Below are 26,373 nucleotides of genomic sequence, written 5' to 3'. Positions count from 1 at the left end.
GTTTTATTGTGTACCACTTAACCCTGGGAGGAGTAAAGTGGTGGGTCTGGGCAGATTCGAACTGCCGACCTCACCCTTATCAGGGGTGCGCTCTAACCAACTGAGCTACAGACCCAAACAATAGTGTTCTCGTTACTTACGAACAATCATCTGTGTGGACACTACGAACAAATCAGTTCTAAATCGTGATAAGGAGGTGATCCAGCCCCAGGTTCCCCTAGGGCTACCTTGTTACGACTTCACCCCAGTCATGAATCACACCGTGGTAACCGCCCTCCCGAAGGTTAAGCTAGCTACTTCTGGTGCAACCCACTCCCATGGTGTGACGGGCGGTGTGTACAAGGCCCGGGAACGTATTCACCGCAACATTCTGATTTGCGATTACTAGCGATTCCGACTTCATGGAGTCGAGTTGCAGACTCCAATCCGGACTACGACGAGCTTTAAGGGATTCGCTCACTGTCGCCAGCTTGCTGCCCTCTGTACTCGCCATTGTAGCACGTGTGTAGCCCTACACGTAAGGGCCATGATGACTTGACGTCGTCCCCACCTTCCTCCGGTTTATCACCGGCAGTCTCCTTAGAGTTCCCGACATTACTCGCTGGCAACTAAGGATAGGGGTTGCGCTCGTTGCGGGACTTAACCCAACATCTCACAACACGAGCTGACGACAGCCATGCAGCACCTGTCTCAGAGTTCCCGAAGGCACAAAGCTATCTCTAGCGATTTCTCTGGATGTCAAGTGTAGGTAAGGTTCTTCGCGTTGCATCGAATTAAACCACATGCTCCACCGCTTGTGCGGGCCCCCGTCAATTCATTTGAGTTTTAACCTTGCGGCCGTACTCCCCAGGCGGTCTACTTAATGCGTTAGCTTTGAAAAAGTTGTCCGAGGACCCCAGCTTCTAGTAGACATCGTTTACGGCGTGGACTACCAGGGTATCTAATCCTGTTTGCTCCCCACGCTTTCGTACATGAGCGTCAGTGTTGACCCAGGTGGCTGCCTTCGCCATCGGTATTCCTTCAGATCTCTACGCATTTCACCGCTACACCTGAAATTCTACCACCCTCTATCACACTCTAGTTGACCAGTTCGAAATGCAGTTCCCAGGTTGAGCCCGGGGCTTTCACATCTCGCTTAATCAACCGCCTGCGTACGCTTTACGCCCAGTAATTCCGATTAACGCTCGCACCCTCCGTATTACCGCGGCTGCTGGCACGGAGTTAGCCGGTGCTTCTTCTGTCAGTAACGTCACAGATGTGCTCTATTAAAACACACCCTTTCCTCCTGACTGAAAGTGCTTTACAACCCGAAGGCCTTCTTCACACACGCGGCATGGCTGCATCAGGCTTTCGCCCATTGTGCAATATTCCCCACTGCTGCCTCCCGTAGGAGTCTGGACCGTGTCTCAGTTCCAGTGTGGCTGATCATCCTCTCAAACCAGCTAGGGATCGTCGCCTTGGTGAGCCATTACCTCACCAACTAGCTAATCCCACTTGGGCCAATCTTTAGGCGTGAGGCCCGAAGGTCCCCCACTTTGGTCCGTAGACATCATGCGGTATTAGCAGTCGTTTCCAACTGTTGTCCCCCACCTAAAGGCATGTTCCCAAGCATTACTCACCCGTCCGCCGCTCGCCACCTCAGGAGTAAACTCCCTTGTGCTGCCGCTCGACTTGCATGTGTTAGGCCTGCCGCCAGCGTTCAATCTGAGCCATGATCAAACTCTTCAATTAAAAGTTTTTTTGAACCTTGCGGTTCAGCTCAATGAATTCTGATTTTTGTTTCCACAATTCTTAATAAAAAGAGAAAGTGAAATCAAATTGACTGTATAGCCACTCATTCATTATTGAGACTCTAAATTTTTTGCTTTGCTACCGAAGTAACTTAGCTGTTAGAACTCAACCTGTACGAGTGCCCACACAGATGATTGCTTAAATTGTTAAAGAACGTTGCAGCGCTAACTCTAGGAGCTTGCTGCGAAGTGGAGCGCCATAATAAACGTTTCACTTTCCAAGTCAACACTTAATTTTAAATTTCTTTCAAAACCAAACTAAGTTTTATGTAACTCTCTGATTCGACCTTCACCTCGCTAAGCGTTGCTGTCTGCCGTCTCAGTGGGGTCGCATTATAGGGCGGCGAACTTTTTTGGCAAGCGTTTTTTTGCATAAAAATGTAAAAAAGCGGATTTCTGCTTAATTTTAATACAAAGCGCTCAAAAAGAACTCTTTCCAAGCGTTTTGCTTTATATTCACTGGCTTGTACTTGCTTGAATTTGCAGTTCCCAACCAACCTTTTTCTGATACTGTACTTCTTGCTCTAATTCGGTTTGCATTAAAGGATGTTGCTCTAACCATTTATTTGGTAATTCGATAGTGAGCACATCCCCTTCAGCAAAGACTCGTATAATAGGTAGTACATCATTTTTTCGTCGCATGGTAAGAATGAATGCTAATCGTAATACTCGCAGTACTCGACTAATAAATTCGTCACAGACCCCAAAGTTATAAAGATGTTTTAACTCAATGTCTGCTCGATGCTGTTTTACTAGCTGCACCAGCATTTTATGTTGTGTTTGACTATACCCGGGCATATCGGTGTTTTTTACGATATAACCAGTATGCTTTTGATACTGCTTATATTCTATTAATAAACCAACTTCATGTAGTTGCGCTGCTGCGTATAGCAGAGATTCACCATCATGCGCCGATAACTCCCACGAGCCTTCGAGTTGTTGAGCAAATGTTTTTGCTAACTCGGCAACACGTAAACCTTGCACTTGATCAACATGATAGCGTTCAATAAAGCTATCGAGCGTTCTTTGTCGTATATTTTGATTTTGCAACTCGGGGATCATACTGTACAGCACACCTTCTCGCAGCGCGCCGCCAGCTAAACCCATAGTATCTATTTCAAGCGCTTCAAAAAGTGCGATTAAAATTGCCAAACCTGATGCAAACACCAAGCGTCGCTCTTCAAGTAAACCTGGTAACTCTAATTTATGAATATTTTTATATAGTACGGATTGGTGTTTTATTGCGTTCAATTTATCAAGGGTCAGCAAATCATCTTGTCGCTGCGCAATCATTATTTCTTGAATTGCTTGCACGGTTCCCGATGCACCCGACACACTTAACCAACCAGCTTGCTTAAACTCTTCACTAATTGCTGAAATAACCAGATGCGCAGCTTTTATGGCAGCATCAAAGTTTTTATGAGTTAATTGCCCTTCAGGAAAATAACGCTCTAAGTAAGTAACGCAGCCCATATCAAGACTTTTATAATGCAGCGGAGTAAAACCATCACCAATCACAACTTCTGTACTTGCGCCACCAATATCGATAACTAATTGCTTACCTATCGCAGCGGAAGTATACGCAACTCCTTTATAGATTGTTTTTGCTTCGGTTTCACCGCTGATGATATTGATTTTATGATTTAGGATTCTTTCAGCTTGTTCGATAAATTGATGAGCATTTTTAGCTAGTCTTAAAGTTGCTGTTGCAACTATCGTAATATTTTCTGCAGGGATATCCTGTAGTCGCTCGGCAAAAAGCGATAAACACTCCCAACCACGCTGCATTGCAGCAAGGTTTAAAACATTATCACCATCTAATCCAGCAGCTAAACGCACTTTACGTTTGAGCCGCCCGATTGTCTGCAAACTTCCGGCCACTGATTTGGCTATCAGCATGTGAAAACTATTTGAACCTAAATCAATCACAGCATACACATTTTGATGCTGAAGATAGTGAGCACCGGTCATTTTTACCTCTGTACTAACGCGCTCTTGGACGAGCGTTATTGGAGCGATTTCCACCTAAACGTGAATTTTTTGAGCCTTGTGGGCTACGTCTTTTTTGAATCCGAGGTGCTGGAATATCATCTAACAGTGCTGTTTTATCATAATGAGATAAAGGAATCACATGTTCTACATATTCTTCTATTGGTTGTAAGTTATAAGCATATTGCTCACACGCAAAGCTAATTGCTTTACCTGATGCGCCAGCACGACCTGTGCGGCCAATGCGATGCACATAATCCTCACAATCATCAGGTAAATCAAAATTAAATACATGACTCACTTCTGGAATATGCAAGCCTCTAGCAGCAACGTCAGTTGCAACTAAGAAGTCTAATTTACCCGCGGTGAATTGCTCTAATATCGAGATACGCTTTTTCTGATTTACATCTCCAGTCAACAAACCAACTCGATGGTCCGCAGCCTTTAACCAAGCATATACTGTTTCACACATGTGCTTTGTATTTGAAAAAACAATCGCTTTTTCTGGCCACTCTTCTTCTATGATGGTTAGTAATAGAGGAATTTTATCGACCTGCGCAGGATGGAATAACTCTTCCACAATTCGCTTGCCTGTTTTTTGACTTGGCTCAACTTGTACATGAATAGGATTAGTCATGTGCTCAAAAGCAAGCTCTTGAACTCGGTATGATAACGTCGCTGAAAATAATAAATTTAACCTTTGTGTCGCATCAGGCATACGTCTAAATAAATAACGGATATCTTTAATGAAGCCCAAATCGAACATCCGATCTGCCTCATCTAAGACCACAACTTCAATTTCATTTAGGCTGTAGGCACCTTGTTTATATAAGTCAATTAGCCGACCAGTCGTACCAATTAAAATATCTACACCTTTTTCGAGTTGTGCGAGTTGTTTTTCATATTCTTCGCCACCATATACTAAACCTAAGTTAAGATTACAGTGCGGCGCTAATATTTTAGCATCTTTATGGATCTGAACAGCTAACTCCCGAGTGGGAGCCATGATCAGGGCTCTTGGGTGTTTGCCTTGGCCTTTAGTACTTTGCAATAGGTGGTGGCACGTCGCAGTTAAAAATGCGAGTGTCTTACCGGTGCCTGTTTGCGCTTGACCTGCAATATCACGTTTTTCAATTGCATGGGGTAAGCATTGAGCTTGAATTGGTGTGCAAAATTCAAAGCCATGAGCATTCAGACCAGCGATAACTTCTGGTGCAATATTAAAGTCCGCAAACTTTTTTTCTGATAGATGTGTATTATTCATAGCGATAAAGCATAACGCTTAAGCTTGCAATAAGAAACAAGAGTGTTTAAATACACATTAAATAAATTTGCTAACACATGATGGAGTGCTCAATGAGCGACAAAATAATCCAATTAACCGATGATAGTTTCGAAACAGACGTATTAAAAGCTGACAAACCAGTACTTGTTGACTTTTGGGCTGAGTGGTGTGGTCCTTGTAAAATGATCGCTCCAATTTTAGACGACGTTGCAGGTGAATATGCTGATCGCGTTGTTGTTGGTAAACTAAACATCGACCAAAACTCAGCAACACCACCAAAATTTGGTATTCGTGGTATCCCAACATTATTACTATTTAAAGATGGCCAAGTTGCTGCAACTAAAGTCGGTGCATTATCTAAAACTCAACTAATTGAATTTTTAGAAAATAACATCTAATAAAAAAGGGCTTTGCCCTTTTTTTACTTTTTTAATTTTAATCATTGCTGGACGATTAAATAAATAGCTGCTAGTTTATTAATCCAAAGATATATCCCTTAGTTAATTTCAAAACACCGCAACTCAAATGAACCTTTGAGCACTATAAAACAGTGAAGAACCCACCAATATGCATTTAAGCGAATTAAAACACAAGCCTATCAGTGAGCTTGTACAGTTAGCCGAGTCCATGGGGCTTGAAAACGTAGCCCGTTTAAGAAAACAAGACATCATTTTTGCCATTTTAAAAGCTCACTCTAAAAGTGGAGAGAATATTTTTGGTTTAGGTGTTTTAGAAATCCTTCAAGATGGTTTTGGCTTTTTACGTTCATCCGAAGCGTCTTATCTTGCAGGCCCTGATGATATTTATGTTTCTCCAAGTCAAATCCGTCGCTTTAGCTTACGTACCGGTGACTCAATTTCAGGCTTAATTCGCCCACCAAAAGAAGGCGAACGTTATTTTGCCTTACTTAAGGTAAATGAAGTAAATTTTGACCGTCCTGAAAGCTCTCGTAATAAAATCCTCTTCGAAAATCTTACCCCACTGCATGCAAACGAACGCTTGCGTATGGAGCGTGGTAACGGTAGTACCGAAGATATTACAGCTCGCGTGCTCGATTTAGCATCGCCAATCGGTAAAGGTCAACGTGGCTTGATTGTTGCTCCGCCAAAAGCGGGTAAAACCATGTTGTTACAAAACATCGCACAATCAATTACTCACAACCACCCTGAATGTGAATTAATGGTACTTCTTATTGATGAACGTCCAGAAGAAGTAACTGAAATGCAACGCCTAGTTAAAGGTGAAGTCATTGCATCTACGTTTGATGAGCCAGCCAGTCGTCATGTTCAAGTTGCCGAAATGGTAATTGAAAAAGCAAAACGTCTTGTTGAGCATAAAAAAGACGTCATCATTTTACTTGATTCGATTACTCGTTTAGCGCGCGCTTACAACACTGTAATTCCTTCATCAGGTAAAGTATTAACCGGTGGTGTTGATGCCAACGCACTTCACAAACCAAAGCGCTTTTTTGGTGCGGCACGTAATGTTGAGGAAGGCGGTAGCTTAACGATTATCGCAACTGCTCTTATCGATACAGGCTCTAAAATGGATGAAGTTATCTACGAAGAATTTAAAGGTACCGGTAATATGGAATTACACCTTCATCGTAAAATTGCTGAAAGACGTGTATTCCCGGCGATTGACTTCAACCGCTCAGGCACGCGTCGCGAAGAGTTATTGACTAAACCAGATGAAATCCAAAAAATGTGGATTTTACGTAAAATCGTTCATGACATGCCAGAAATTGATGCGATGGAGTTTTTAATCGATAAATTATCAATGAGCAAAACAAACGATGAATTTTTTGATTCGATGAAACGTAAATAACAATTTATCCAATTAAATAACTTAAAACGCCTGCAAATGCAGGCGTTTTTTTTCGTGATATTAAAAGTTTTGGACTATACCTATTAATACATAAATAATAAAAAATTTGTATTATGGAATCATCTAAATTAGCGCTTTTCCCCATTACTTTATTACTACTCACTCACCTTATTTTTTTATACTTTTTTGATGCCCACATCAATCTTTGGCTGGCAATCATAACCCTTGATGTAATATGCGGTGGGGGTCTGTTTTATTATTTACATACGCATCCCTCCTCAAAAGAAAAATACCTTAATCATTTTGCCGATGCAGTGAACAATCCTGCAAAAATAAATTTAAAATTCCGCTATCAAGATGACGGCAAACTTCCACCAAAAGAGTGTATAGACATTAATAATTGGCTTGAGCTAATGGACCATTTACTCAACGAAATTTACTCGTCTTCCGCACGACTCACGCCAATGGCCGCTGAATTAAGAGATACTTATACATCAATGAGTCAAAAAACCACCATGCAGCATAATCATGGCGAAGTGTTAGGACAATCAATGCATGCAATGCTCGATGTCTCTCGCGATCTTGATGATAATCTCGAGCGTATTTACCAAGCAGTAAAAAGCGCCACACAATCTGTTAAACAGACACGTAATGATGCAAACAAAAGCCAAGCGAGTTTAATAAACCTTGCCAAACAAATTGAACAAACAAGTTCTCAAATCGATGAGCTAAAACATGATAGCGACCAAATTAGCTCAATTATCGAAGTAATAAATGCCATTGCAGAACAAACAAATCTTTTAGCACTTAACGCCGCAATTGAAGCTGCACGAGCTGGTGAACAAGGAAGGGGATTTGCGGTTGTTGCAGATGAAGTGCGAAATTTAGCAGCCCGGACAAGTAAATCGACTCAAGAAGTCAGCGCGATGATCTCTAAAATTCAACAAGGCACCGACAGAGTTCATCAACTCATGATCCAAGGTCAACATGAAACGGAGCAAACTGTTGAGCTTTCAAATCAAGCAACTAGTGAAGTTGATCGCATTGAATCTTCTATGATCGATATTCAAACCCTTTCTGAAAAGATTCATCAACAAGTGCAGCAGCAAAAAAAGGTTTCGGATGAAGCGCAGCTCTCTGTTGATGCCATGATGGAACTCAATAGCGACGCACTTTCAAGCACTAAAATCCAAGTCATTTCCAGTGATGATTTACAACGCTTAGCGCAAAGTTTAAAAGAAAAACTAGAAATGTTTGAGTTCTCCGATATGGTATGGGACACCAAATTACGCCCTGCGAAAATGCAACAAGTGGGCGAGCAAACCGATCGTACCAAAGCGCTAAATGAAGGAGACGTTGAGCTATTTTAAGCTCAACGTTTTGAGTTTGTACGCCTGATTACCTAATCAGTCAGATAAAAATTATCAGCGTCTAAATAAGCGGGGAATTGCTGTTTAAATTGACGCAATGCTGCCATATCTAAGGTTACATAAGTGAGTTGTGAAACATTATCTGTCGCAAGTATCAATGTATCGCCTTTAAAATCATAGACGGCACTGCCACCATTATGCTCAATCGAAAAACCATCCTCACCAATTCGATTAACACCGATCGCAAATGCTTGATTTTCGATAGCACGAGCCTGTAACAAAGTATCCCAAATTTTTCGCCTTGCCTGAGGCCAATTTGCGACATTAATCAAAACATCATAGTCATTGCGGTTTCGCGCCCAAACAGGAAACCGTAAGTCATAACAAACCTGAGGTAAAATTCGTACCCCATTGATCTCAAACACTGCTCGTGTTTGACCAGCAACCACATAATCACCTTCATTGCCAAGACGAAATAAATGGCGTTTGTCATAATATTTTACTTCGCCATTAGGCCAGACCCAATAAAAACGATTTGCGATTTTATCACCATAATTTACTAACACCGAACCCGCAATCACGGCCTGATGACGCATAGCCATTATTTTTAGCCAATCCAGAATTTGTCCACCATCAGCGCTTACACTCGCTTTTGGGTCTGACATTGCAAAACCAGTTGCAAACGTTTCAGGCAACAAGACTAAATCAACGGTTTTACAATTTTGCAATTGCTGCGCTAGCGCTTCCAAGTTTGCGCTAATATCCAGCCATTTAATATTTGTTTGCACCAACACAACACTTAGAGTCGACATAATTTCTCCGCAGCGGCAATTAGCGTACTGTCATTTTTTGCAAAACAAAGCCTAATAACTTTATCCGCAGGGGCATCGTGATAAAAAACACTTAACGGAATAGCCGCGACTCCAACATCCGTTGTTAACCAATGACAGAAATCGACATCATTTAAATCTGAAATAGCACTGTAATCGAGCAATACAAAATAGGTACCTTCGCTTGGCAACACCTTAAAGCGGCTCGCGCAAAGATGCGAAACTAACAAATCACGTTTTTGCTGATAAAAATCGGCTAACTGATCAACATGCTCAGGGTGCTCGGCTAACATCGAAGCCAAACCGAACTGAGCCGGAGTAAAGCTGGAGAAAGTAACGTATTGATGAATTTTACGAAACTCAGCGCAAAGTGCTGATGGCGCTGCGCAATAACCAATTTTCCAACCCGTACAATGAAACGTTTTGCCAAAACTTGAAATCACAAATGCACGTTCAAATAATTCAGGCTCTGACAAAATACTCAGATGCTGATGACCATCAAACGTCATATGTTCATACACTTCATCACTAATTAAATAACAATTTGGGTATTGAGCAAGTAAGGCTTTTAATGCTTGAAGATCGTGCTTTTTAAGCACTTTGCCAGTTGGATTGTGCGGTGAATTGATAATGATCACTCGCACTTTATCATTCATGTTACTCGCGACATTTTGCCAGTCTATCGCATAATCAGGCGCGGTTAATGCTAGTCGTTGGCAGCGCCCCCCAGCAAGCTCAACCGCAGGTTGATACGAATCATAAGCAGGGTCAAAAATAATAACCTCATCTCCAGCGCGAACCAAAGTGTGGATGGCAACAAAAAGTGCTTCAGTTGCACCTGATGTTACGGTAATCGACGCGCTTGGCTCTAATGAATTACCATATTTGCGTTCAATGAGATTGGCTATTTGCTGCTGTAAAGGTGCGATACCATTGGATGGTGAATACTGGTTTAGCCCTGTTTGAATCGCAGTGCTAATTTGTAACTTTAAAAAGTCAGGAGTATCAAATTCAGGAAAGCCTTGAGATAGATTAATTGCCTGATGCTGATTGGCTAACATAGACATTTGAGTAAAAATACTTGTTCCGAGTGACGGTAACTTACTTTGAAACACCTTAACACCTTTGCTCACAATAAAATTACCTGCTTTTTTAACACGAAAGCCAACAAAACTGTATATAGTCTTGAATGAAAAGCAATGTTATTATCACCCAATTAGATGTTTAGCCATCTAAAAGAACAAAGGGGCAGCATGCAAAATCGATACGCGATTGAACAACTTATAGACGCTGGTGTTTGGATCAGCAAAAAAGGCTGGGTTCCAGCAACCGGTGGAAACTTCTCAGCCAAAACAGACTCAGGCTTTGTAGTTACTGCTAGTGGTTATGATAAAGGCCAACTCGTTCCTGAACAGTTTTTACAATTTGATTACCATGGCCAAATTGAATCTGGCACAGGCAAGCCTTCGGCCGAAACCGAGTTACACCTTTGCATTTATCAGCTGGCTACTGATGCAACGTGTGTATTGCATACTCACTCTGTAGCTGCGACTGTCTTATCGCGTTTTGTAAAGTCAGATACGTTAGCCATTACAGGTTATGAAATGCAAAAATCTCTGCACGGTATTTTAAGTCACGAAGAAACCCTGCAAATTGCTATTTTTGATAATGACCAAGATATCGAACGACTGGCTGATAAAGTTGCTGAACGCTACCATCGTAACCCTCTTTTTCATGGCATTTTAATTCGCGGTCATGGCCTTTACGCCTGGGGTCGCACACCTAACGAAACGCGCCGACACCTTGAAGGGCTTGAGTTTTTATTTGCCTGCGAACTTGAACGTATAAAATTAGAAGGCACCTTATGATTAAAGCCATGCTAACCGATATTGAAGGTACGATTACCCGCATTTCTTTTGTCAAAGAAGTGCTCTTTCCTTACGCTGCGCAACATATCACTCAATTTATACAAAATAATCACGCAGCCCCTGAAGTCGCCGTACACATTGCGGCTGTCAAAGCCGAAATAAATCAGCCTGAAGCCACCTTGGCGGACGTTATTGCAGCACTGCAGAACTGGATTGCAACCGATCAAAAAATCACGCCTCTCAAGCAACTACAAGGCATGATTTGGCAGCATGGTTATCATAATCGTGATTTCACAGGCCACCTTTATCCCGATGCATATCAATTTTTACAACAACAGTTTGATGAAGGGATGGCGCTTTATGTTTATTCATCAGGCTCAGTTAAAGCTCAGCATTTATTGTTTGAATTTTCTGATTATGGTGATATTCGCTCATTGTTTAGCGGCTTTTTCGACACTTTGGTTGGTGGTAAAAAAGAGGCTCTTTCGTACCACAATATTGTTGAACAACTGCCCTATAAAGCTGATGAAATATTGTTTTTGTCTGATGTTGTCGAAGAACTGGATGCAGCAAAGGCTGCTGGTTTAAAAACCTGTCATTTAGTTCGAGATCAACAAGCCACTTCAGAAAATCACGCTTTTATCCATGATTTTAATGCATTTCAAATGGAGCAATTCTCGTGAGCCAACTTAGTATTTATTCGTTAGCCGACAAAAAAACGCCCCTATTTCATAGTGATGCTCATCACGAAATAGCAGCACAACTTGCAAAAATTGCCGTACGATTTGAGCGCTGGCAAGCTACATCACCTATTGATGCAAAAACAAGCAATGACGAAATCTTAGCGGCATATCAACATGATATTGACCGATTAAAAGCGCAAGGTGGCTACTGCACTGTTGATGTCATTTCGCTGGCAAAAGGCAATCCAAACGCAGCCCAATTGCGCGAGAAATTTCTCTTTGAACATACTCATAGTGAAGATGAAGTCCGTTTTTTTGTAGCTGGCCAAGGGCTTTTTTGCCTACACATTAACGACGAGGTATACCAAGTATTGTGCCAAAGGGGTGACCTCATTTCGGTACCAGCCAACACTCCCCATTGGTTTGATATGGGTTCTGATCCTGAATTTACTGCCATCCGCCTATTTAACAACGAAGCAGGTTGGGTTGCCCAAGCCACTCAATCTCCGATAGCAGCACAATTTCCATTATTGGATTAGGGATAACAATGGAAACGCTTTTTTCGTATGGTACTTTGCAGCAAAAAAACGTTCAACTCGACACATTTGGCCGAGAATTATTGGGAGAGGCCGATACCTTACACTGTTTTGTTTTAGGCGAGGTTGAAATTACAGACCCTATGGTATTAGCGCGCAGTGGCAAACGCTTTCACCCAATATTACGCTACACTGGCAATCCACAAGATAGTATTTCAGGTACTATTTTTTTGATTACAACAGATGAATTAGCGCAAGCTGATGAATATGAGGTCGACGCCTATAAACGCGCCTTACTGACTTTTGCTTCGGGCAAAACTGCATGGTGTTATATCGATGCACAGGCAAACTTACCTTAAGATGTACTGAGGTTAATTTTTTAAAATTTCAGAACACTAAAATAATCGTTCGCGGTTAACGCTTCGATTTGCATGATATCATTAAGGATAACGCTTTGTTGACCAGTGTTAGTTTGCAGTATCAGTAGCTCAACTTTCGTATTGCCACACCGCTTAACCTGCGTGGTGAAAGCTTGACCCACAACGTGTTGGTTATCACGCAAGCTAATTTTAAGCTGGTAGCCATATAAACAAGCCACTTCAATAAAATCATGGTCGGCACACTGCATGATTGACTCCCTTTTGCTATTGACTAACCTTTTGCTGAATAACGAGTTGAGCCTGCAACTCAGTCACAGCCTCTTCGACTTCGCTATAATCTTCATACTTAATGACTTTTTCAAGATATTGCGCACAGGTTGCTAAATCATGAAAACCAAACATGGCCGCAGCACCAGATAATTTATGTGCTTGTAAACCGATTTCAGTGTAACGCAACGCAGCCATGTGCGAAGTTAATTCACTGAGTTCATCAGCAAAACTATTCGCAAAACGCCCAATAAGGTCTGACATATCAATGCCCGTAAGCTGGTTACCTGAGACTCGAGATCCATCAGCCGTTAAATGCTTTGCCAATGTCGTGACAAAACTATCGCGTTCAATCGGTTTTTTTAAGTGATCGTTAAACCCTAAATCATAATACTGCTGCACCTCATGGGACATTGCATTTGCTGTTAAAGCTATAATTGGCAAATTCATCCCGCATTGACGCAACAACTTAAATGCGGCGATGCCATCCATTTGCGGCATTTGAATATCAAGCAAAATAAGATCTATGTCCGATTTTAAGGCAATTTCTACCGCTTGCTTACCATTTTCAGCACCAATAACCGACAAACCAAGCTTTTCGAGCATCAAGGTAATAAGGCGGCGATTATCTTCATGATCTTCAGCGAGCAATACAGTGCCTTGCAGTTGCGCTTCGTTACAAGTAGCTAACGACTTGTGCGCCTCGACGACTGGCTGAAAATTAACGAGCGGCTGACAAGTGAGGTGCAAGGTAAAAATGCTTCCCAAGCCTAATTCACTATTAACACTTATGCTGCCCCCCATTAAATTCGCTAGCTGTTCCGATAAACAAAGACCCAAGCCAGAACCACCAAAACGGCGGCTAATGGTATTATCACCTTGAGTAAAGCTATTAAAAATATTACCTAACTGCTTTTCGGTCATGCCAATGCCAGTATCTGAAATAACGAACTTAAGGCCGGAACTCGTTGGCCAAATTTCAACTTTTACCTCACCTTGCTCGGTGAACTTCACGGCATTTGAACATAAATTAATGAGAATTTGCTTAAGCCTCACTTTATCGGTAGCGATATAAAAAGGGGAGCTGAGAAAATGCTGAAAACTGAGCTTAAGATCTTTTTGCTTCGCTGACTCACAAAACATGTGAACCACCTCTTGACCCAACGCGGTTACGTCAGCTGGGGTGCTATCGAGCACCAACTTATTAGCCTCGATTCGCGTTAAATCTAAAATATCATTAATTAATTCAAGTAAGTGCAAACTGTTGTTATGAATTATTTTTACTTCATCTTTAATTTCTTCAACAGGAATATCCCCATTAATAATTAATTCAGCCTGCCCCATCACTGCCGTTAAAGGCGTTCTAATTTCATGACTCATATTGGCCAAAAACTGGCTTTTAACTTCACTTGCCCGCTGCAGTTGCTTACTAATTTGCTCAAGTTCGGCCGAACGTTGCTCAACCTTTTTACTGAGAATATATCGGGCATTTTCGGCCATCGCGCGACGAAATAACAAAAAAGTCGCAAGCAATAAAAGCAAGGCAATCATAATGGTGAAATTACGCTGCTGCATGGTTTGATCAAGATTTAGCGCGTCGATTTTTTTGGCCTGCTTTAATTGCACCAATTGCTGATTAAGCTGTTCAGCATCAAGTAATGCTTGGTATTGTGCGAGCTTATCTTGTAGCTGCTTATCACTACTGCTTTGTTTTTTATCTTTATATTCTTGTAGGGTTTGTAGTGCACCACTTGATTGCTGCTGCGCCGATAATATTAAAGCGTACAAAGTAAGGTTTTCTTCAAGCTGCAATTTATACATCATGTGCTTAGAAACCTGATCGGATTTTGCTAAATACTCCAAGGCCAGCGCAAAATCGCGGTCTAAATAAGCTAACTTCCCTAACGTGAATAGGCTACCGGCATAAGCGGCTTGGTTACTTGCTTGTATGGCCATCGTTACTGCTTGATTTGCATACTCTTTAGCTTTAATTAACTGCTCTGTTAAACTGTATAGTTCAGCCAAATTATGACTTTGTGACGCGGCATTGTAATAGTCATTTTTCTTTAAATAATATTGTAGTGATTTTTGCAAGTACTCTTCACCAAGCGAATATTGCCCATCATTTTTATAGGTAGAACCTAAATCGCCATACGCCAGCGCTAACCCTTCAATATCATTTAACTGCTCGCGCTGTGCTATGACTAGGTTATACATTTTGATAGCAACTGAGTTTTGCTTTAAGCGCAAATATAAACCAGCAATATTAAAAACAATGTCGACTTTATCTTTTTCACTCCCCAGCTCGTTATAGATAGGCTGGGCTAATTTATAGTACTTAAGCGCCTGATCAATATTACTCATCGCCGCATGCACCAAGCCCAGATTATTAAAGGTATTTGCTTGCAGTAGTGGCTGATCCAATTCGGAATATAATTGTTCGGCATTTTGATAAGCAATTAAAGCTTGGGCATTATTGCCCATTAAATAATGGATCACACCTAAGCGATGCTCGGTTTGAGCTTGGGGTAACAAAAGCTGCTGCTCTCTTGTTATGAGCAGTGTTTTTTCTAACTGCGTTAGTGCTGACTTTAAATCATTATCTTGGTGATAAAGCCTTGATAAGGCAGTATATGCAGTAATTTTTTGCTCTGCAGTTAAACTTGGATCACTGAGTAACTGGCTAAAATGCTCAATTTTTTCATCAAGTAACAGTAGTGTTTCTATTTGTTCAACTTTTTCAGTGAAACTCTGCGCATTAATCTCAAAAATAGCGACAAAAAATAGCAAGCACGCCAGCGCACAACCAAACACATCCTTTTTTTTGATAAGCATTTTTAACAGCCCTTGCAGAATTGAGCGCAGCGTTAAGCTAAAAACTGAGCCTAAATGTATGCTGGCATTAAAAGATCCGTTTACTTATATCACTTTATGGTACTGAAAAAAACTGCGACATGTTGCTAATAAGATAAGCAAATGATTGAGAGATAGTAGTGTAAGGCACTAAAAGCCTTACACTTTGTAGTTAAAATTACAAAAAGCGCAATACGCCACTGTGCACATCAAGGGGTGAATAAATACCCGTATCGAGTACCCAGCCAGTCACCAAATCAGCGGGAGTAACATCAAACGCAGGATTAAATACTTGCGCATTATGTGGGGCCCATTGGCACTGGCCAAAACTACCACTAACACCCGTTACTTCAGTGGCATCACGTTGCTCTATCTCAATAGCGGCACCAGTTTCACATTCAATATCTAAGGTAGTCTTTGGGGCAACCACATAAAACTCAATGCCATGATGCTTGGCCAATACAGCTAAATTATAAGTGCCTACTTTATTAGCAAAATCACCATTAGCAGCAATGCGGTCAGCACCAACAAATATTTTGTCGACCTTACCTGCGGCCATCAAACTTGCAGCCATGTTATCGCAAATGAGGGTGTATGGCACTTGCCAACGCTCAAGTTCGTAAGCGGTTAATCGACCACCTTGCAGCAATGGCCGGGTTTCATCGACCCAAACATGTATTTTTTTATTCGCTTGATGCGCCTTATAAATAACGCCCAGTGCCGTGCCAATACCTGCAGTTGCTAATGCCCCAGTATTGCAATGAGTTAAAATATTATCGCCCTCTTGCACTAACTCATTGCCAAAATTAGCCATCGAATTACACAGCGCAATATCTTGTTCAAAAATAGCTTCCGCACAACGTTGCAATGCGGTTTCATAATCTTCTTTTTGCACTGCGGCACTCATTTTATCCATGCAATGCATTAGGTTTACGGCTGTAGGGCGAGCTTTACGTAGCTGGGCAATTGCATCAATAAGCTGCGTTTTTGAATAATGTAGGCTGGCTAAATGGGCTATTAACAAACTTGCCCCAATGCCAATAAGGGGTGCACCGCGAATTTTAAGCGCTTTAATCAAGCATTCCATCTCTGAAACACTGTGACACAACAGCCAATTTTCTTGATGGGGTAACGCATATTGATCGAGGACAAATAATTGATTGTCTTGGTACTTAAGGCTCGCTGCCAGCAAGTTTTTCATCTTGATTTCCGCTTTTTATAGTCTTTAAGTGATCAATCTTCAGCTTTTAAAGACAAATTAACATTACACACCGCCGTTATTTTACCCTAGCAATATTCCACCAGCAACAACAGAAGTCTGGACATCTAAACACTTAAAAATATAGAATGCTATCACTTTACTATTGTTTGGGTGTCCTAATGAGCCAATACGTTGCATTTACAGAACAAGACGCAATTCGTTACGTACAAAAAAATACCTCACTTTTTCATGCTGATGATTCACTAACCTGCTACGAGTTTGGTGACGGTAATTTAAATATGGTGTTTAGAATCAGCAACCAAGCAGGGCAAAGTATCATTTTAAAACAAGCTTTGCCTTATGCCCGTTGTGTTGGCGAATCATGGCCACTGACTTTAGACCGTGCTCGCATCGAGGCCGAAGCCTTACTCGCACACGCAAAAGTCAGCCCCGCACATACGGCTAAAGTCATCGCTTATAATCCTGAACTGGCTTTAATTTTATTAGAAGATTTAGGCCATATGCAGATATTGCGCACCGCACAAAATCAAGGGTGCTATTTTCCATTGCTCGGTCAACACATAGCGCATTATTTAGCCCATAGCGCTTTTTATCACAGCGATTTTTATTTAACTGCCCAGCACAAAAAAGCCTTAGTGGCACAATTTATTAATCCTGAGCTTTGCCAAATAACGGAAGATTTATTTTTAACCGACCCATTTGTCGGTCATGAACGCAATAATTACCCTTTGGCACTCGAACCTGCGGTTAAGCAATTGCAAGCCAATACAGCACTGCGTTTAGCCGTAGCAAAATTAAAAAGTAAATTTTTATCATGCCCGCAAACCTTATTACATGGCGATGTACACAGCGGTAGTATTTTTGTTGATCAACACCACACCAAGCTAATCGACCCTGAATTTGCGTTTTTTGGCCCAATCGGCTTCGATTTAGGCTCGTTTATCGGCAATTTGCTAATTAATTATTGTGCTCAAACAGGCCGCATTAGCGATGAAACTGCGCGCCAAGCTATGCAGCAACATTTACTTGAAACACTCAATACCACCACAGCAGAGTTTGTTCGTTTATTTAGCGCACTTGCAACACAGCACAGTCAAGACATTAGCTTTACCAACCACACTTACCAGCAAGAGTTTTTACAACAGGTATTACAAGATGCGATAGGCTACTGTGGCTGTGAATTAATTCGACGCACCATTGGGCTTGCACACACCAGCGATATTGACACCATCAGTGATGAGCACCTTCGTTTAGCCGTGCAACAACGCACTGTCGCTCTGGGTCAGGCACTGATTCTGCATGCCCAGCATGTTACAAGCCCAGCACAACTTGCTGAGTTTTTAAGCCAACAACTAAATTAACCAGAGGCCTTGTCACAACAAGGCCTTTTTATTTGCCACTAACCTTGCTAGGTTTAAAGTACGCTTCATTTAAATGGTTTAACTCTATATTTTGCACATTCAAAATCCCATTCTCGATGATGTATTTAACGCGCTGATGCAGCAACCTAGCTGGAAAACCCATGAGCTCGCCAGCCATTTACGAACCCAAGGCTGGTCGGCGCCACTTGATGACGACGCCAATCAAGATTTATTTAAACGCAACTTTTTAGTGATGAATGCGCTATTTCATTTACAGCACGAGTTAGTTGCACAAGGGCTAACTATTAATATTGAAGGGTTTAGTGCAACCTTAATCAGCATTACCACTCACACCTCCCCCATCCAAACCAGCGCCTTAGCAAGCTACTACCTTGATTGGCATAACTTCACCCCCTCAAACCAAGAGATAGACCAACTGCTTAACGATTTTTGGCAAACTTTTGGCAAGCGCCCGACCATCACCCCCGTTAGCCAAAATGATATTGCATCAGCACTTACTCGCTTTAACCTCAGCGCAGATTGCCACTTTGTTGAGGCTAACAAACGCTGGCGGCAGCTAGCGGTGATCCATCACCCAGATAAATCAGGCGGTGATACCGCAAAATTTCAACAATTACAAAATGATTGGCAAGTATTGCGGCAATACTTTAAACACGCTTAACAACATCGCATTTAGGTCCTTTTCTTCGTATGATGATGCTTTATTCATCATCATTACGAGTTCACCATGCCATTAAAAAGTGTTGCGCAGCTGTTATTGCTCGCCGCGATTTGGGGATCGTCCTTTTTATTTATGCGCGTTGCTGCCCCAGCACTCGGCCCAAGCGCCTTAATTTTTGGTCGTGTTGCTTTTGCTGCCCTGTTTTTATTGGCGATTGCGCTATTACTTAAAAAATCACTGCATTTTCGCCAAAACTGGCGCTTTTATATGGTGATCGGCTTACTCAACTCAGCGCTGCCATTTTTACTTTTTGCCTATGCCGCACAAACCATTTCGGCTTCGTTATTAAGTGTGCTTAATGCAACCGCCCCAATTTGGGGAGTATTAATTGCTGCACTTTGGCAAAAACAAGAATTAACCAAGCGAAAATCCGCAGGCCTTTTATTGGGTATGACTGGGGTTGGGGTGCTCGTTGGCTTTGATCACGTGACATTGCAAGAAGGCGCACCGCTCGCCATTGCTTGTGCATTGGGTGCGGCGCTGTGTTATGGCATTGCATCTACTTATGCACACACTGCAAAAAAAGTAGCGCCATTCGCCACAGCGCATGGCAGCATGTGGTGTGCAACGGCCATGCTCGTTCCAGTTGTATTATTTTTTCCTTTAAAAAACATCCCAACGCTTGAAGTATCCATCATGGTCATTACGCTTGGGGTGGTCTGTAGCGGTGTGGCATATTTATTATATTTTCGTTTGGTTGAGGACTTAGGTGCGCCATCGGCTCTTACCGTGACCTTTTTAATTCCTTTATTTGGCGTACTGTGGGGGCATCTCTTTTTAAATGAAGTAATTGGCTGGCATACCTTAATTGGCGGTGCGGCCACACTTTCTGGCACCGCATTAGTCACAGGGTTTTCACTCAAAGGTTTACTGGCTCGCAGGCCAAAGCCAGCAACTCTCTAATGTTAATTTGCAACCTGAGTCGCCTCGTTTTTATCACAGAATTTTATAACGTCGCTTAAATTAAAAAAGGCCAACATTCATTGCTGGCCTTTGCTACTTCAGGTTTGACTCTTTTATACCAATCACGATAAGTAAGTGATCAAAAATAGCGTAGGAAAAACGCTTGAGAACAAGGCTGATTTTTTCGATAAGTGGTTATTCTACAATCAAAAAATCTAACGAAGTTATCGAGTGTTTTAACAAGCTAGGGTGATCAGTTATTTATTACGATTGGTATTACTTGCTATTAAGCAGCGTTTGAATTTCATCAATTTGCTCTGGGCTTAATTTCGCTTTTTGTAATAACGTTTTGATAAGCATAAATTCGTGCCCCTCTTCGCCATCCATCTCAAAAGCAAACTTCATCACTTTTACATTATGTGGTTGGACGGGCGCGTTGGGTGCTGGCGGTGGCGGTGGAATATCAAAATTCAGCTCATCACCATTACTAATAAACACCATTTTATGGCTGGTATCGTCGCCATCGCTAAAGGTTTCTATGGTTTTACCATCAAGAATAAATACATTTTTACCGTCACCCGAATCCATTTTTGCCAAAAGCTTGCGAACTTTTTCTTGTGTATCGGCTGGCAGCTGATTAATTTTTTCATCAAGCTCAGCACTGCCAAGTTCTGACTTATCAAAGTGGATAAACTGGCTACCTTGACCTTCATCAACCAGCACTTTGACATCAGATAAGTCTTTTTCAATTTTAATGACAGTGGTTTTCTCTTGCTCTGCCACCACAAAACCTGAGGCTAAAACTAAGCCCGAGGCCAATAAAAATAGGTTGAATTTATTTAACAAAAACATATTTTTCTCCTTGCGATCACATCGCGAACATTTAACTGAAATGATTAATTCGCTTTCACTAATGAAAAATACATGCCAAATAAAAAACATCTTATTTTTTATAAGCTTAATTAAAAATCGAACTTAAGCATTCATGCAATTATCCTGATTTGAGGATATTCACTTACTGATATCAGGATTAAATTCTCGACTTGGCAGCGAGCATTCTCCAGCATATATAATTTCCCTTTAATTACATGATGTTAAAAAACTCTTTTTTCTGTATTTAGTGGAATGTTTCTTGATAGATACCGCATTGGCATTTATGTTAATCAAGCAGTTTACTGAGTTGTTAAGGGGTTTATGTGAGTATTAAGCGGTATTTTATTTTAGGGATCAGCATTATCTTTTTATTACTGGCCACCAGCCAAGCTTTGTTAGTGCTGTATTTTAAAGACCAAGTGCGCCAAGACATCAGTAAACAATCACAAGTTATTACCAAAAAATTAATTAACAAAGCACGTGACGACCTCACCGAGCGCATCATCGAATTTAAAGGTTCCGCGCCAAAAGTGGTGATGATTTCCGATGGCATAACCATTTCAAATACCGCGACACCTCCACCGCCACCGCCAAAACCGGTCTCAGCAGCGCCAGCCGACGTTGCACCCATTGCACCGCCTAGCAGCCAGCAACAATTCGAGTTTGAAATTCGTGGTAATGGTAGTTCAGCTAATGAACTCATTAAAGAACACCCACTGTTTGCAATTCATCAAGAAGAACTCACTGATGAGCTCAACACCATTTTTATCAAACTTGAAAACGACGATAACATTCAACACGTGATTAATGGCGAATTTCGCAGCCTTACCACCAGCAACAGCTTTGAGAAATTTGCCGAACTGATATTGTGGAGCATTGTTATTTCAAGTTTAGTGGCCATTGTGCTGATGGCTTACTTCACCCATGCACTCACTCGTCCAATTGCAGCCTTAAATGCCGGGTTTGTAGCACTGAGTAATGGTAAGCTTGGCTGCCAAGTCACACCGCAAGGGGTGGCTGAAATTGCCTCATGCATTACCCAGTTTAACCACACCAGCCAACGTTTAGCGCAACTGAGCGAAAGTGAAAAACAACTCGAACAACAACGTCAACTTGTTGAGCTTGGCGAGCTAAGCCGTGCGGTTGCGCACTCGTTACGTAACCCCATTCATACGTTAGGGCTCACGCTTGAGCAATACTGGCAAACTCAATCGCTGCAACAGCAACAACATTTGCAGCAGATTGCCCATAATAAAATCGCCCATCTGAACAAAAATATTACTGCCTTATTGACCTTAAGTAATAATGATGTCCGGCGCGATCAGCACGTACCCATCAGCGCAGTGATCCAAGATATTTTATTAGAACTGGGTAGCGAACAAGCAGGTTTTATACTCGAGCTCGAGCAAAACCTAAGCATTTTTGGTCTTGAGTCAGAAATTCGCACCATACTGCATACTGTTATCGTTAATGCTGTTGAAGCCAATCACTTAGTCTCTGGGACGGTCAAACCGATTAGTATCCATAGCCAACAACGAGCAAATCAACTCATCATTTGCGTGCAAGATAGCGGCCCAGGATTTAGTGAGGCCATTTTAAAGCATTTATTCGAGCCTCATATTAGTAGCAAAGCCGATGGCGCAGGCATGGGGCTTTATTTGGCTAAGCGCATTGCGCACTTGTATTATCAAGGCAATATTACCGTCACCAATCAACCAAGTGGCGCAGCCGTTACCATCACGCTTACAACAAGGACTAAAGATGAGCACTAATACCCCCATTTTATTGGTTGAGGATGACTACGCCCAAAATGAGCTGATCAGCGCCATGTTAAGCGCGGCCAATTATCAGGTTTTCAGTGCATTTAGTGTCGAAGATGCCATTGTGCTCCTCAAACAGCAGCCACATATCAAACTGGTATTTACAGACTGGAAACTCGGTCAACTAAGCGGGCTTGATTTAATCAATTACATTCGCGGTAACAAACTTGAGCACGGTATTGTGGTTGCGACGGCATATGGTTCAATTGAGCACGCCGTACAAGCGATTGAACAAGGGGCTGATGACTATTTAAGTAAACCCTTTCAGCGCCAAGAGCTCCTGCTCGCACTCGCCAAAGCCAATAAAGCCAGCCAATTACGCCATACTAACCAACAGCTTAATAGCCAATTGACCGAGCAAAGCAGTTTAGTCGATATCATTGGCCACGCACCTTGCATGCAAAAGGTCTTTCAGCGGATTGAACGAGTCAGCGCCACCAGCGCAACAGTATTAATCAGCGGTGAAAGTGGCACAGGTAAAGAACTTGCAGCCCGCGCTTTACATCAACTCTCTCATCGCAGTAATCGGGCGTTTATTGCCATCAATTGCGGGGCTATTCCAGAAAACCTTGCCGAGTCTGAATTATTTGGCTCAGTTAAAGGGGCATTTACGGGTGCCACCCACGACAAACAAGGCAAATTTGCCGCAGCCGATCAGGGCACTATTTTTCTTGATGAAATCGCCGAATTGAGCCTGAGCTTACAAACTAAACTACTGCGCTTATTACAAGAAGGTGTGGTCACTCCGATTGGGGCTAACTACGAACAAAAAATTGATGTTAGGGTGATTGCCGCCAGCCATAAAAACCTGCACCAAATGGTGCAAGAAGGCGAATTTCGGGAAGATTTATTTTATCGCCTCAATGTTGTGCCCATTCATATGCCGCCCCTGCGCGAGCGCAGCGAAGACATCCCGCGCTTAATTCAGCACTTTTTAGCTATGTTTAGCCAACGCTATGGCATAAGCGGCCTGCAATTGAGTGGTCAGCTACTGAAACAGCTAATGCAATTTAATTGGCCCGGTAACGTCCGTCAACTATCTAATACCTTAGAGCAGTTTGTACTGCTGCAAAATGAAGACGAGCTCCTCGACACCCTCATTCGGCAACAAACACCAGCAAATAACACAACACACTTCACCTTGCCAAGTGATGGCATTGAGTGGGATCAGTTTGAAAAAGACTTATTGCAACAAGCCCTCAACCGCGAAGCTGGCAATAAAACCCAAGCGGCCAAACTGCTAGGCCTTAACTATAAACAGTTTTTATACCGCTTAGAAAAATATAAATTGTAAGGTCGCCACAATCGGCAGACACAACTTGGCTTGATGCAGAATAAAATAGCTGTGCATTGATAATTACAATGTAAAGACTGATCGCATCAAGCAGTTAACGGGTATTATTGGTCACCAAGCGCGCATCTCGTTATAATGCGTAAACTTTTATTTGTGACTGACTGAGCTGCAATGAAATATAAAGATCTTCGCGACTTTATTGCGTTACTTGAAAAACGCGGTGAGCTCGTACGTATCAAACAAGAAATTGATACTTACCTTGAAATGACTGAAATTGCCGACCGCACCTTGCGCGCCAAAGGCCCCGCCCTGTTATTTGAAAACCCTAAAGGGTTTGATATTCCTGTATTAGCGAATCTATTTGGTACGCCTGAACGAGTAGCATTAGGCATGGGACAAGAGGATGTATCGGCACTGCGTGAAGTCGGTAAATTATTGGCCTTTTTAAAAGAGCCTGAGCCACCTGCGGGATTAAAAGAAGCATGGAGCCAAATTCCCGCTTATAAGCAAGTGCTTAACATGCCAGCTAAAGAAGTGAAAAAAGCACCGTGTCAGCAAGTGATTTTAAGCGGTGATGAGGTCGATTTAACTAAGCTACCGATTCAGCACTGTTGGCCGGGCGATGCAGCCCCACTGATCACTTGGGGTTTAACGGTCACAAAAGGGCCATATAAAAAACGTCAAAACCTCGGTATTTATCGCCAGCAGCTACTCGGTAAAAATAAAATCATTATGCGTTGGCTTTCACATCGTGGTGGCGCACTAGATTACCAAGAATTCTGTAAAGAGAATCCGGGGAAAAATTATCCGGTTTCGGTCGCATTAGGTGCTGATCCGGCAACAATTTTAGGCGCTGTCACGCCAGTACCCGATACCTTAAGTGAGTACGCCTTCGCCGGTTTACTACGCGGCAGTAAAACTGAAGTAGTTAAATCGATTTCCAATGATTTACAAGTGCCTGCCAGTGCCGAGTTTGTACTCGAAGGCTATTTAACACCAGGTGAAACCGCGCCTGAAGGCCCTTATGGCGACCATACTGGTTATTACAACGAAGTCGATGAATTCCCAGTGATGACAGTCACACACATCACCCATCGCCAAGATCCGATTTACCACAGTACTTATACGGGCCGACCACCTGATGAACCAGCCATTTTAGGTGTGGCACTAAACGAAGTGTTCGTGCCTATTTTGCAAAAACAATTTCCTGAAATTGTCGACTTTTATTTGCCTCCTGAAGGGTGTTCGTACCGCATGGCAGTCGTCACCATGAAAAAACAATATCCCGGTCATGCTAAGCGCGTGATGATGGGGGTGTGGTCATTCTTACGCCAATTTATGTACACCAAATTTGTGATTGTCTGTGACGATGATATTAACGCACGCGATTGGAATGACGTTATTTGGGCCATTACTACTCGTATGGATCCGGCACGTGATACCACGTTAATTGAACACACTCCGATTGATTACCTCGACTTTGCCTCGCCTGTTTCAGGCTTAGGCTCAAAAATGGGTATGGATGCCACCAATAAATGGCCAGGCGAAACCACCCGCGAGTGGGGTGAACCGATTGTGATGGATCCAAAAGTGAAAGCTAAAGTTGATGACATCTGGGATTCACTTGGCATCATCAAAAACAAAGCTTAATAGCTGAGCAAAAAACAGCTAAAATAAATAAACGTGTCGTGAAAAGGTAATAAAATGCAACAATTATTCGCTGATGTCGTCAGCATCAGCCCACTGACCGAGTTCATTTTTAAAGTAGAACTCAAACCAGCGCAAGCTGCCGAGTTTAAAGCCGGTCAGTATCTTCAAGTGGTATTGGGCGAAAAGGACAAGCGCGCTTTTTCAATCGCTAGCAAGCCAAGCCAAACTGAGCTACTCGAATTACACATTGGTGCCGGCGCAGCCGATGGCTATGCCCGCCAAGCACTCGACCATCTTCGCGAGCACCACGCTGCTGGTACACAAGCAAGTCTTGAAGTCGGTTTAGGAGTGTCAGAACTGCGCGAGCAAAGTACCCGCCCTATTATTCTTTTGGCCGGTGGTACAGGTTTTTCATACGTAAAATCAATGGCTGATCATCTACAAGAAATAGGCTGCGATCGCCCAGTATTCTTTTACTGGGGTGTTAAAGACGCAAGCGCATTATATGCTGATGACGAAATGAAAGCATGGGCAACAAGTAATCCGCACTTTAACTACATTCCGGTAATTGAAAAGCCATCAAGCGATTGGCAAGGCCATAGCGGTTATGTGCATTTAGCGGTATTAAAAGATTTTGTCTCGCTCGTTGATTACGATATCTACATGGCAGGTCGTTTTGACATGATTGGTATTGTGCGTGATGACTTTATAAACCAAGGTGCCATTCGCGAACACATGTACGCCGATGCCTTTGCGTTTATTAAATAAGCTAAATTTTTGAGAGTAAATGCGCTATAACGCTTTATAACTCAATGGCAAAAAACAAAAAA

The 26,373-nt window shown here is 42.3% G+C and carries 22 protein-coding genes, 1 tRNA gene and 1 rRNA gene; 14 read left to right on the top strand and 10 right to left on the bottom strand.

Annotated features, from left to right (window positions below):
• Nucleotides 1-38: 38 nt before the first annotated feature.
• From AC3KZC_RS00600 to rhlB, 4 genes are all read right to left on the bottom strand, one after another.
• Nucleotides 39-115, bottom strand: a tRNA-Ile gene (locus AC3KZC_RS00600).
• Between the two features lie 74 nt (nt 116-189).
• Nucleotides 190-1,731 (bottom strand): 16S ribosomal RNA (locus tag AC3KZC_RS00595).
• A 515-nt stretch (nt 1,732-2,246) separates the two neighbouring features.
• Entirely contained in the window at nt 2,247-3,761 is a 1,515-nt protein-coding gene (gppA, locus tag AC3KZC_RS00590; protein WP_490580074.1) for a guanosine-5'-triphosphate,3'-diphosphate diphosphatase, read from the bottom strand.
• A gap of 13 nt (nt 3,762-3,774) precedes the next feature.
• Nucleotides 3,775-5,043, bottom strand: a complete 1,269-nt coding sequence (rhlB, locus tag AC3KZC_RS00585; protein WP_490580073.1) for an ATP-dependent RNA helicase RhlB — start codon at nt 5,041-5,043, stop codon at nt 3,775-3,777.
• A gap of 92 nt (nt 5,044-5,135) precedes the next feature.
• Here rhlB and trxA point away from each other — a divergent pair, with 92 nt between their 5' ends.
• The 3 genes from trxA (at nt 5,136) to AC3KZC_RS00570 (ending at nt 8,261) form a co-directional block, all read left to right on the top strand.
• Nucleotides 5,136-5,462 carry a thioredoxin TrxA gene (gene trxA, locus AC3KZC_RS00580; RefSeq protein WP_490580072.1) on the top strand — a complete coding sequence of 109 codons (327 nt, stop codon included), beginning with the start codon at nt 5,136-5,138 and terminating at the stop codon, nt 5,460-5,462.
• 169 nt (nt 5,463-5,631) lie between these two features.
• Nucleotides 5,632-6,891 carry a transcription termination factor Rho gene (gene rho, locus AC3KZC_RS00575; RefSeq protein ID WP_490580071.1) on the top strand — a complete coding sequence of 420 codons (1,260 nt, stop codon included), beginning with the start codon at nt 5,632-5,634 and terminating at the stop codon, nt 6,889-6,891.
• A 113-nt stretch (nt 6,892-7,004) separates the two neighbouring features.
• Complete coding sequence (locus tag AC3KZC_RS00570) at nt 7,005-8,261, top strand: methyl-accepting chemotaxis protein (RefSeq protein ID WP_490580070.1); 1,257 nt, start codon at nt 7,005-7,007, stop codon at nt 8,259-8,261.
• Between the two features lie 32 nt (nt 8,262-8,293).
• Here AC3KZC_RS00570 and AC3KZC_RS00565 read toward each other — a convergent pair whose 3' ends face one another.
• A complete protein-coding gene (locus tag AC3KZC_RS00565; RefSeq protein WP_490580069.1) occupies nt 8,294-9,073 on the bottom strand; it encodes an amidohydrolase in 780 nt (259 codons plus the stop codon).
• Nucleotides 9,061-10,206, bottom strand: coding sequence for a methionine aminotransferase (locus AC3KZC_RS00560; RefSeq protein ID WP_490580068.1), 1,146 nt, complete (start codon nt 10,204-10,206; stop codon nt 9,061-9,063). Before AC3KZC_RS00560 ends, AC3KZC_RS00565 begins: the two co-directional genes overlap by 13 nt.
• Before the next feature lie 138 nt (nt 10,207-10,344).
• Here AC3KZC_RS00560 and AC3KZC_RS00555 point away from each other — a divergent pair, with 138 nt between their 5' ends.
• The 4 genes from AC3KZC_RS00555 to AC3KZC_RS00540 are packed head-to-tail and all read left to right on the top strand — an operon-like array spanning nt 10,345 to nt 12,537.
• Complete coding sequence (locus AC3KZC_RS00555; protein ID WP_490580067.1) at nt 10,345-10,959, top strand: methylthioribulose 1-phosphate dehydratase; 615 nt, start codon at nt 10,345-10,347, stop codon at nt 10,957-10,959.
• A complete protein-coding gene (gene mtnC / locus AC3KZC_RS00550; RefSeq protein WP_490580066.1) occupies nt 10,956-11,642 on the top strand; it encodes an acireductone synthase in 687 nt (228 codons plus the stop codon). The genes AC3KZC_RS00555 and mtnC overlap by 4 nt, the downstream gene beginning before the upstream one ends.
• Nucleotides 11,639-12,181 carry a 1,2-dihydroxy-3-keto-5-methylthiopentene dioxygenase gene (locus tag AC3KZC_RS00545; RefSeq protein ID WP_490580065.1) on the top strand — a complete coding sequence of 181 codons (543 nt, stop codon included), beginning with the start codon at nt 11,639-11,641 and terminating at the stop codon, nt 12,179-12,181. Before mtnC ends, AC3KZC_RS00545 begins: the two co-directional genes overlap by 4 nt.
• An 8-nt stretch (nt 12,182-12,189) precedes the next feature.
• Nucleotides 12,190-12,537: a gamma-glutamylcyclotransferase family protein gene (locus tag AC3KZC_RS00540; protein ID WP_490580064.1), complete on the top strand. Its 348-nt coding sequence runs from the start codon at nt 12,190-12,192 to the stop codon at nt 12,535-12,537.
• 20 nt (nt 12,538-12,557) lie between these two features.
• On the opposite strand, the gene AC3KZC_RS00535 is transcribed toward AC3KZC_RS00540, so the two are convergent.
• The 3 genes from AC3KZC_RS00535 to mtnA form a co-directional block, all read right to left on the bottom strand.
• Nucleotides 12,558-12,806, bottom strand: coding sequence for a Rho-binding antiterminator (locus tag AC3KZC_RS00535; RefSeq protein WP_490580063.1), 249 nt, complete (start codon nt 12,804-12,806; stop codon nt 12,558-12,560).
• A gap of 16 nt (nt 12,807-12,822) precedes the next feature.
• A complete protein-coding gene (locus tag AC3KZC_RS00530; protein WP_490580062.1) occupies nt 12,823-15,660 on the bottom strand; it encodes a tetratricopeptide repeat-containing hybrid sensor histidine kinase/response regulator in 2,838 nt (945 codons plus the stop codon).
• Nucleotides 15,661-15,856: 196 nt separating this feature from the next.
• Nucleotides 15,857-16,879: an S-methyl-5-thioribose-1-phosphate isomerase gene (mtnA, locus tag AC3KZC_RS00525; protein ID WP_490580061.1), complete on the bottom strand. Its 1,023-nt coding sequence runs from the start codon at nt 16,877-16,879 to the stop codon at nt 15,857-15,859.
• A 179-nt stretch (nt 16,880-17,058) separates the two neighbouring features.
• Between mtnA and mtnK the strand changes: the two genes are divergently transcribed.
• The 3 genes from mtnK to AC3KZC_RS00510 all read left to right on the top strand — a co-directional run bounded on the left by mtnK (nt 17,059) and on the right by AC3KZC_RS00510 (nt 19,906).
• A complete protein-coding gene (gene mtnK, locus AC3KZC_RS00520; RefSeq protein WP_490580060.1) occupies nt 17,059-18,261 on the top strand; it encodes an S-methyl-5-thioribose kinase in 1,203 nt (400 codons plus the stop codon).
• Between the two features lie 91 nt (nt 18,262-18,352).
• Entirely contained in the window at nt 18,353-18,943 is a 591-nt protein-coding gene (locus tag AC3KZC_RS00515; RefSeq protein ID WP_490580059.1) for a DNA-J related domain-containing protein, read from the top strand.
• Nucleotides 18,944-19,009: 66 nt separating this feature from the next.
• A complete protein-coding gene (locus AC3KZC_RS00510) occupies nt 19,010-19,906 on the top strand; it encodes a DMT family transporter (RefSeq protein WP_490580058.1) in 897 nt (298 codons plus the stop codon).
• A 276-nt stretch (nt 19,907-20,182) separates the two neighbouring features.
• Here the strand turns inward: AC3KZC_RS00510 and AC3KZC_RS00505 are convergent, their stop codons facing one another.
• Nucleotides 20,183-20,758, bottom strand: a complete 576-nt coding sequence (locus AC3KZC_RS00505; protein WP_490580057.1) for a hypothetical protein — start codon at nt 20,756-20,758, stop codon at nt 20,183-20,185.
• Between the two features lie 344 nt (nt 20,759-21,102).
• On the opposite strand from AC3KZC_RS00505, the gene AC3KZC_RS00500 reads away from it, so the two are divergent.
• The 4 genes from AC3KZC_RS00500 (at nt 21,103) to fre (ending at nt 26,311) form a co-directional block, all read left to right on the top strand.
• Complete coding sequence (locus AC3KZC_RS00500) at nt 21,103-22,551, top strand: HAMP domain-containing sensor histidine kinase (protein WP_490580056.1); 1,449 nt, start codon at nt 21,103-21,105, stop codon at nt 22,549-22,551.
• Complete coding sequence (locus AC3KZC_RS00495; RefSeq protein WP_490580055.1) at nt 22,541-23,893, top strand: sigma-54-dependent transcriptional regulator; 1,353 nt, start codon at nt 22,541-22,543, stop codon at nt 23,891-23,893. The genes AC3KZC_RS00500 and AC3KZC_RS00495 overlap by 11 nt, the downstream gene beginning before the upstream one ends.
• 171 nt (nt 23,894-24,064) lie before the next feature.
• Nucleotides 24,065-25,543: a 4-hydroxy-3-polyprenylbenzoate decarboxylase gene (ubiD, locus tag AC3KZC_RS00490; RefSeq protein WP_490580054.1), complete on the top strand. Its 1,479-nt coding sequence runs from the start codon at nt 24,065-24,067 to the stop codon at nt 25,541-25,543.
• 54 nt (nt 25,544-25,597) lie between these two features.
• Nucleotides 25,598-26,311: an NAD(P)H-flavin reductase gene (gene fre, locus AC3KZC_RS00485; protein WP_490580053.1), complete on the top strand. Its 714-nt coding sequence runs from the start codon at nt 25,598-25,600 to the stop codon at nt 26,309-26,311.
• Nucleotides 26,312-26,373 lie beyond the last annotated feature (62 nt).

It is taken from the genome of Pseudoalteromonas sp. J2K-J031 (assembly GCF_058197095.2).
Note: the sequence above shows the minus strand (reverse complement) of the source record. Positions and strands in the feature narration are given on the sequence as shown.

Coding starts and splice junctions, on each gene's coding strand:
- gppA (WP_490580074.1), bottom strand. CDS start 3,761: ATGACCGGTGCTCACTATCTTCAGCATCAAAATGTGTATGCTGTGATT.
- rhlB (WP_490580073.1), bottom strand. CDS start 5,043: ATGAATAATACACATCTATCAGAAAAAAAGTTTGCGGACTTTAATATT.
- trxA (WP_490580072.1), top strand. CDS start 5,136: ATGAGCGACAAAATAATCCAATTAACCGATGATAGTTTCGAAACAGAC.
- rho (WP_490580071.1), top strand. CDS start 5,632: ATGCATTTAAGCGAATTAAAACACAAGCCTATCAGTGAGCTTGTACAG.
- AC3KZC_RS00570 (WP_490580070.1), top strand. CDS start 7,005: ATGGAATCATCTAAATTAGCGCTTTTCCCCATTACTTTATTACTACTC.
- AC3KZC_RS00565 (WP_490580069.1), bottom strand. CDS start 9,073: ATGTCGACTCTAAGTGTTGTGTTGGTGCAAACAAATATTAAATGGCTG.
- AC3KZC_RS00555 (WP_490580067.1), top strand. CDS start 10,345: ATGCAAAATCGATACGCGATTGAACAACTTATAGACGCTGGTGTTTGG.
- mtnC (WP_490580066.1), top strand. CDS start 10,956: ATGATTAAAGCCATGCTAACCGATATTGAAGGTACGATTACCCGCATT.
- AC3KZC_RS00540 (WP_490580064.1), top strand. CDS start 12,190: ATGGAAACGCTTTTTTCGTATGGTACTTTGCAGCAAAAAAACGTTCAA.
- AC3KZC_RS00535 (WP_490580063.1), bottom strand. CDS start 12,806: ATGCAGTGTGCCGACCATGATTTTATTGAAGTGGCTTGTTTATATGGC.
- AC3KZC_RS00530 (WP_490580062.1), bottom strand. CDS start 15,660: ATGCTTATCAAAAAAAAGGATGTGTTTGGTTGTGCGCTGGCGTGCTTG.
- mtnA (WP_490580061.1), bottom strand. CDS start 16,879: ATGAAAAACTTGCTGGCAGCGAGCCTTAAGTACCAAGACAATCAATTA.
- mtnK (WP_490580060.1), top strand. CDS start 17,059: ATGAGCCAATACGTTGCATTTACAGAACAAGACGCAATTCGTTACGTA.
- AC3KZC_RS00510 (WP_490580058.1), top strand. CDS start 19,010: ATGCCATTAAAAAGTGTTGCGCAGCTGTTATTGCTCGCCGCGATTTGG.
- AC3KZC_RS00505 (WP_490580057.1), bottom strand. CDS start 20,758: ATGTTTTTGTTAAATAAATTCAACCTATTTTTATTGGCCTCGGGCTTA.
- AC3KZC_RS00495 (WP_490580055.1), top strand. CDS start 22,541: ATGAGCACTAATACCCCCATTTTATTGGTTGAGGATGACTACGCCCAA.
- ubiD (WP_490580054.1), top strand. CDS start 24,065: ATGAAATATAAAGATCTTCGCGACTTTATTGCGTTACTTGAAAAACGC.
- fre (WP_490580053.1), top strand. CDS start 25,598: ATGCAACAATTATTCGCTGATGTCGTCAGCATCAGCCCACTGACCGAG.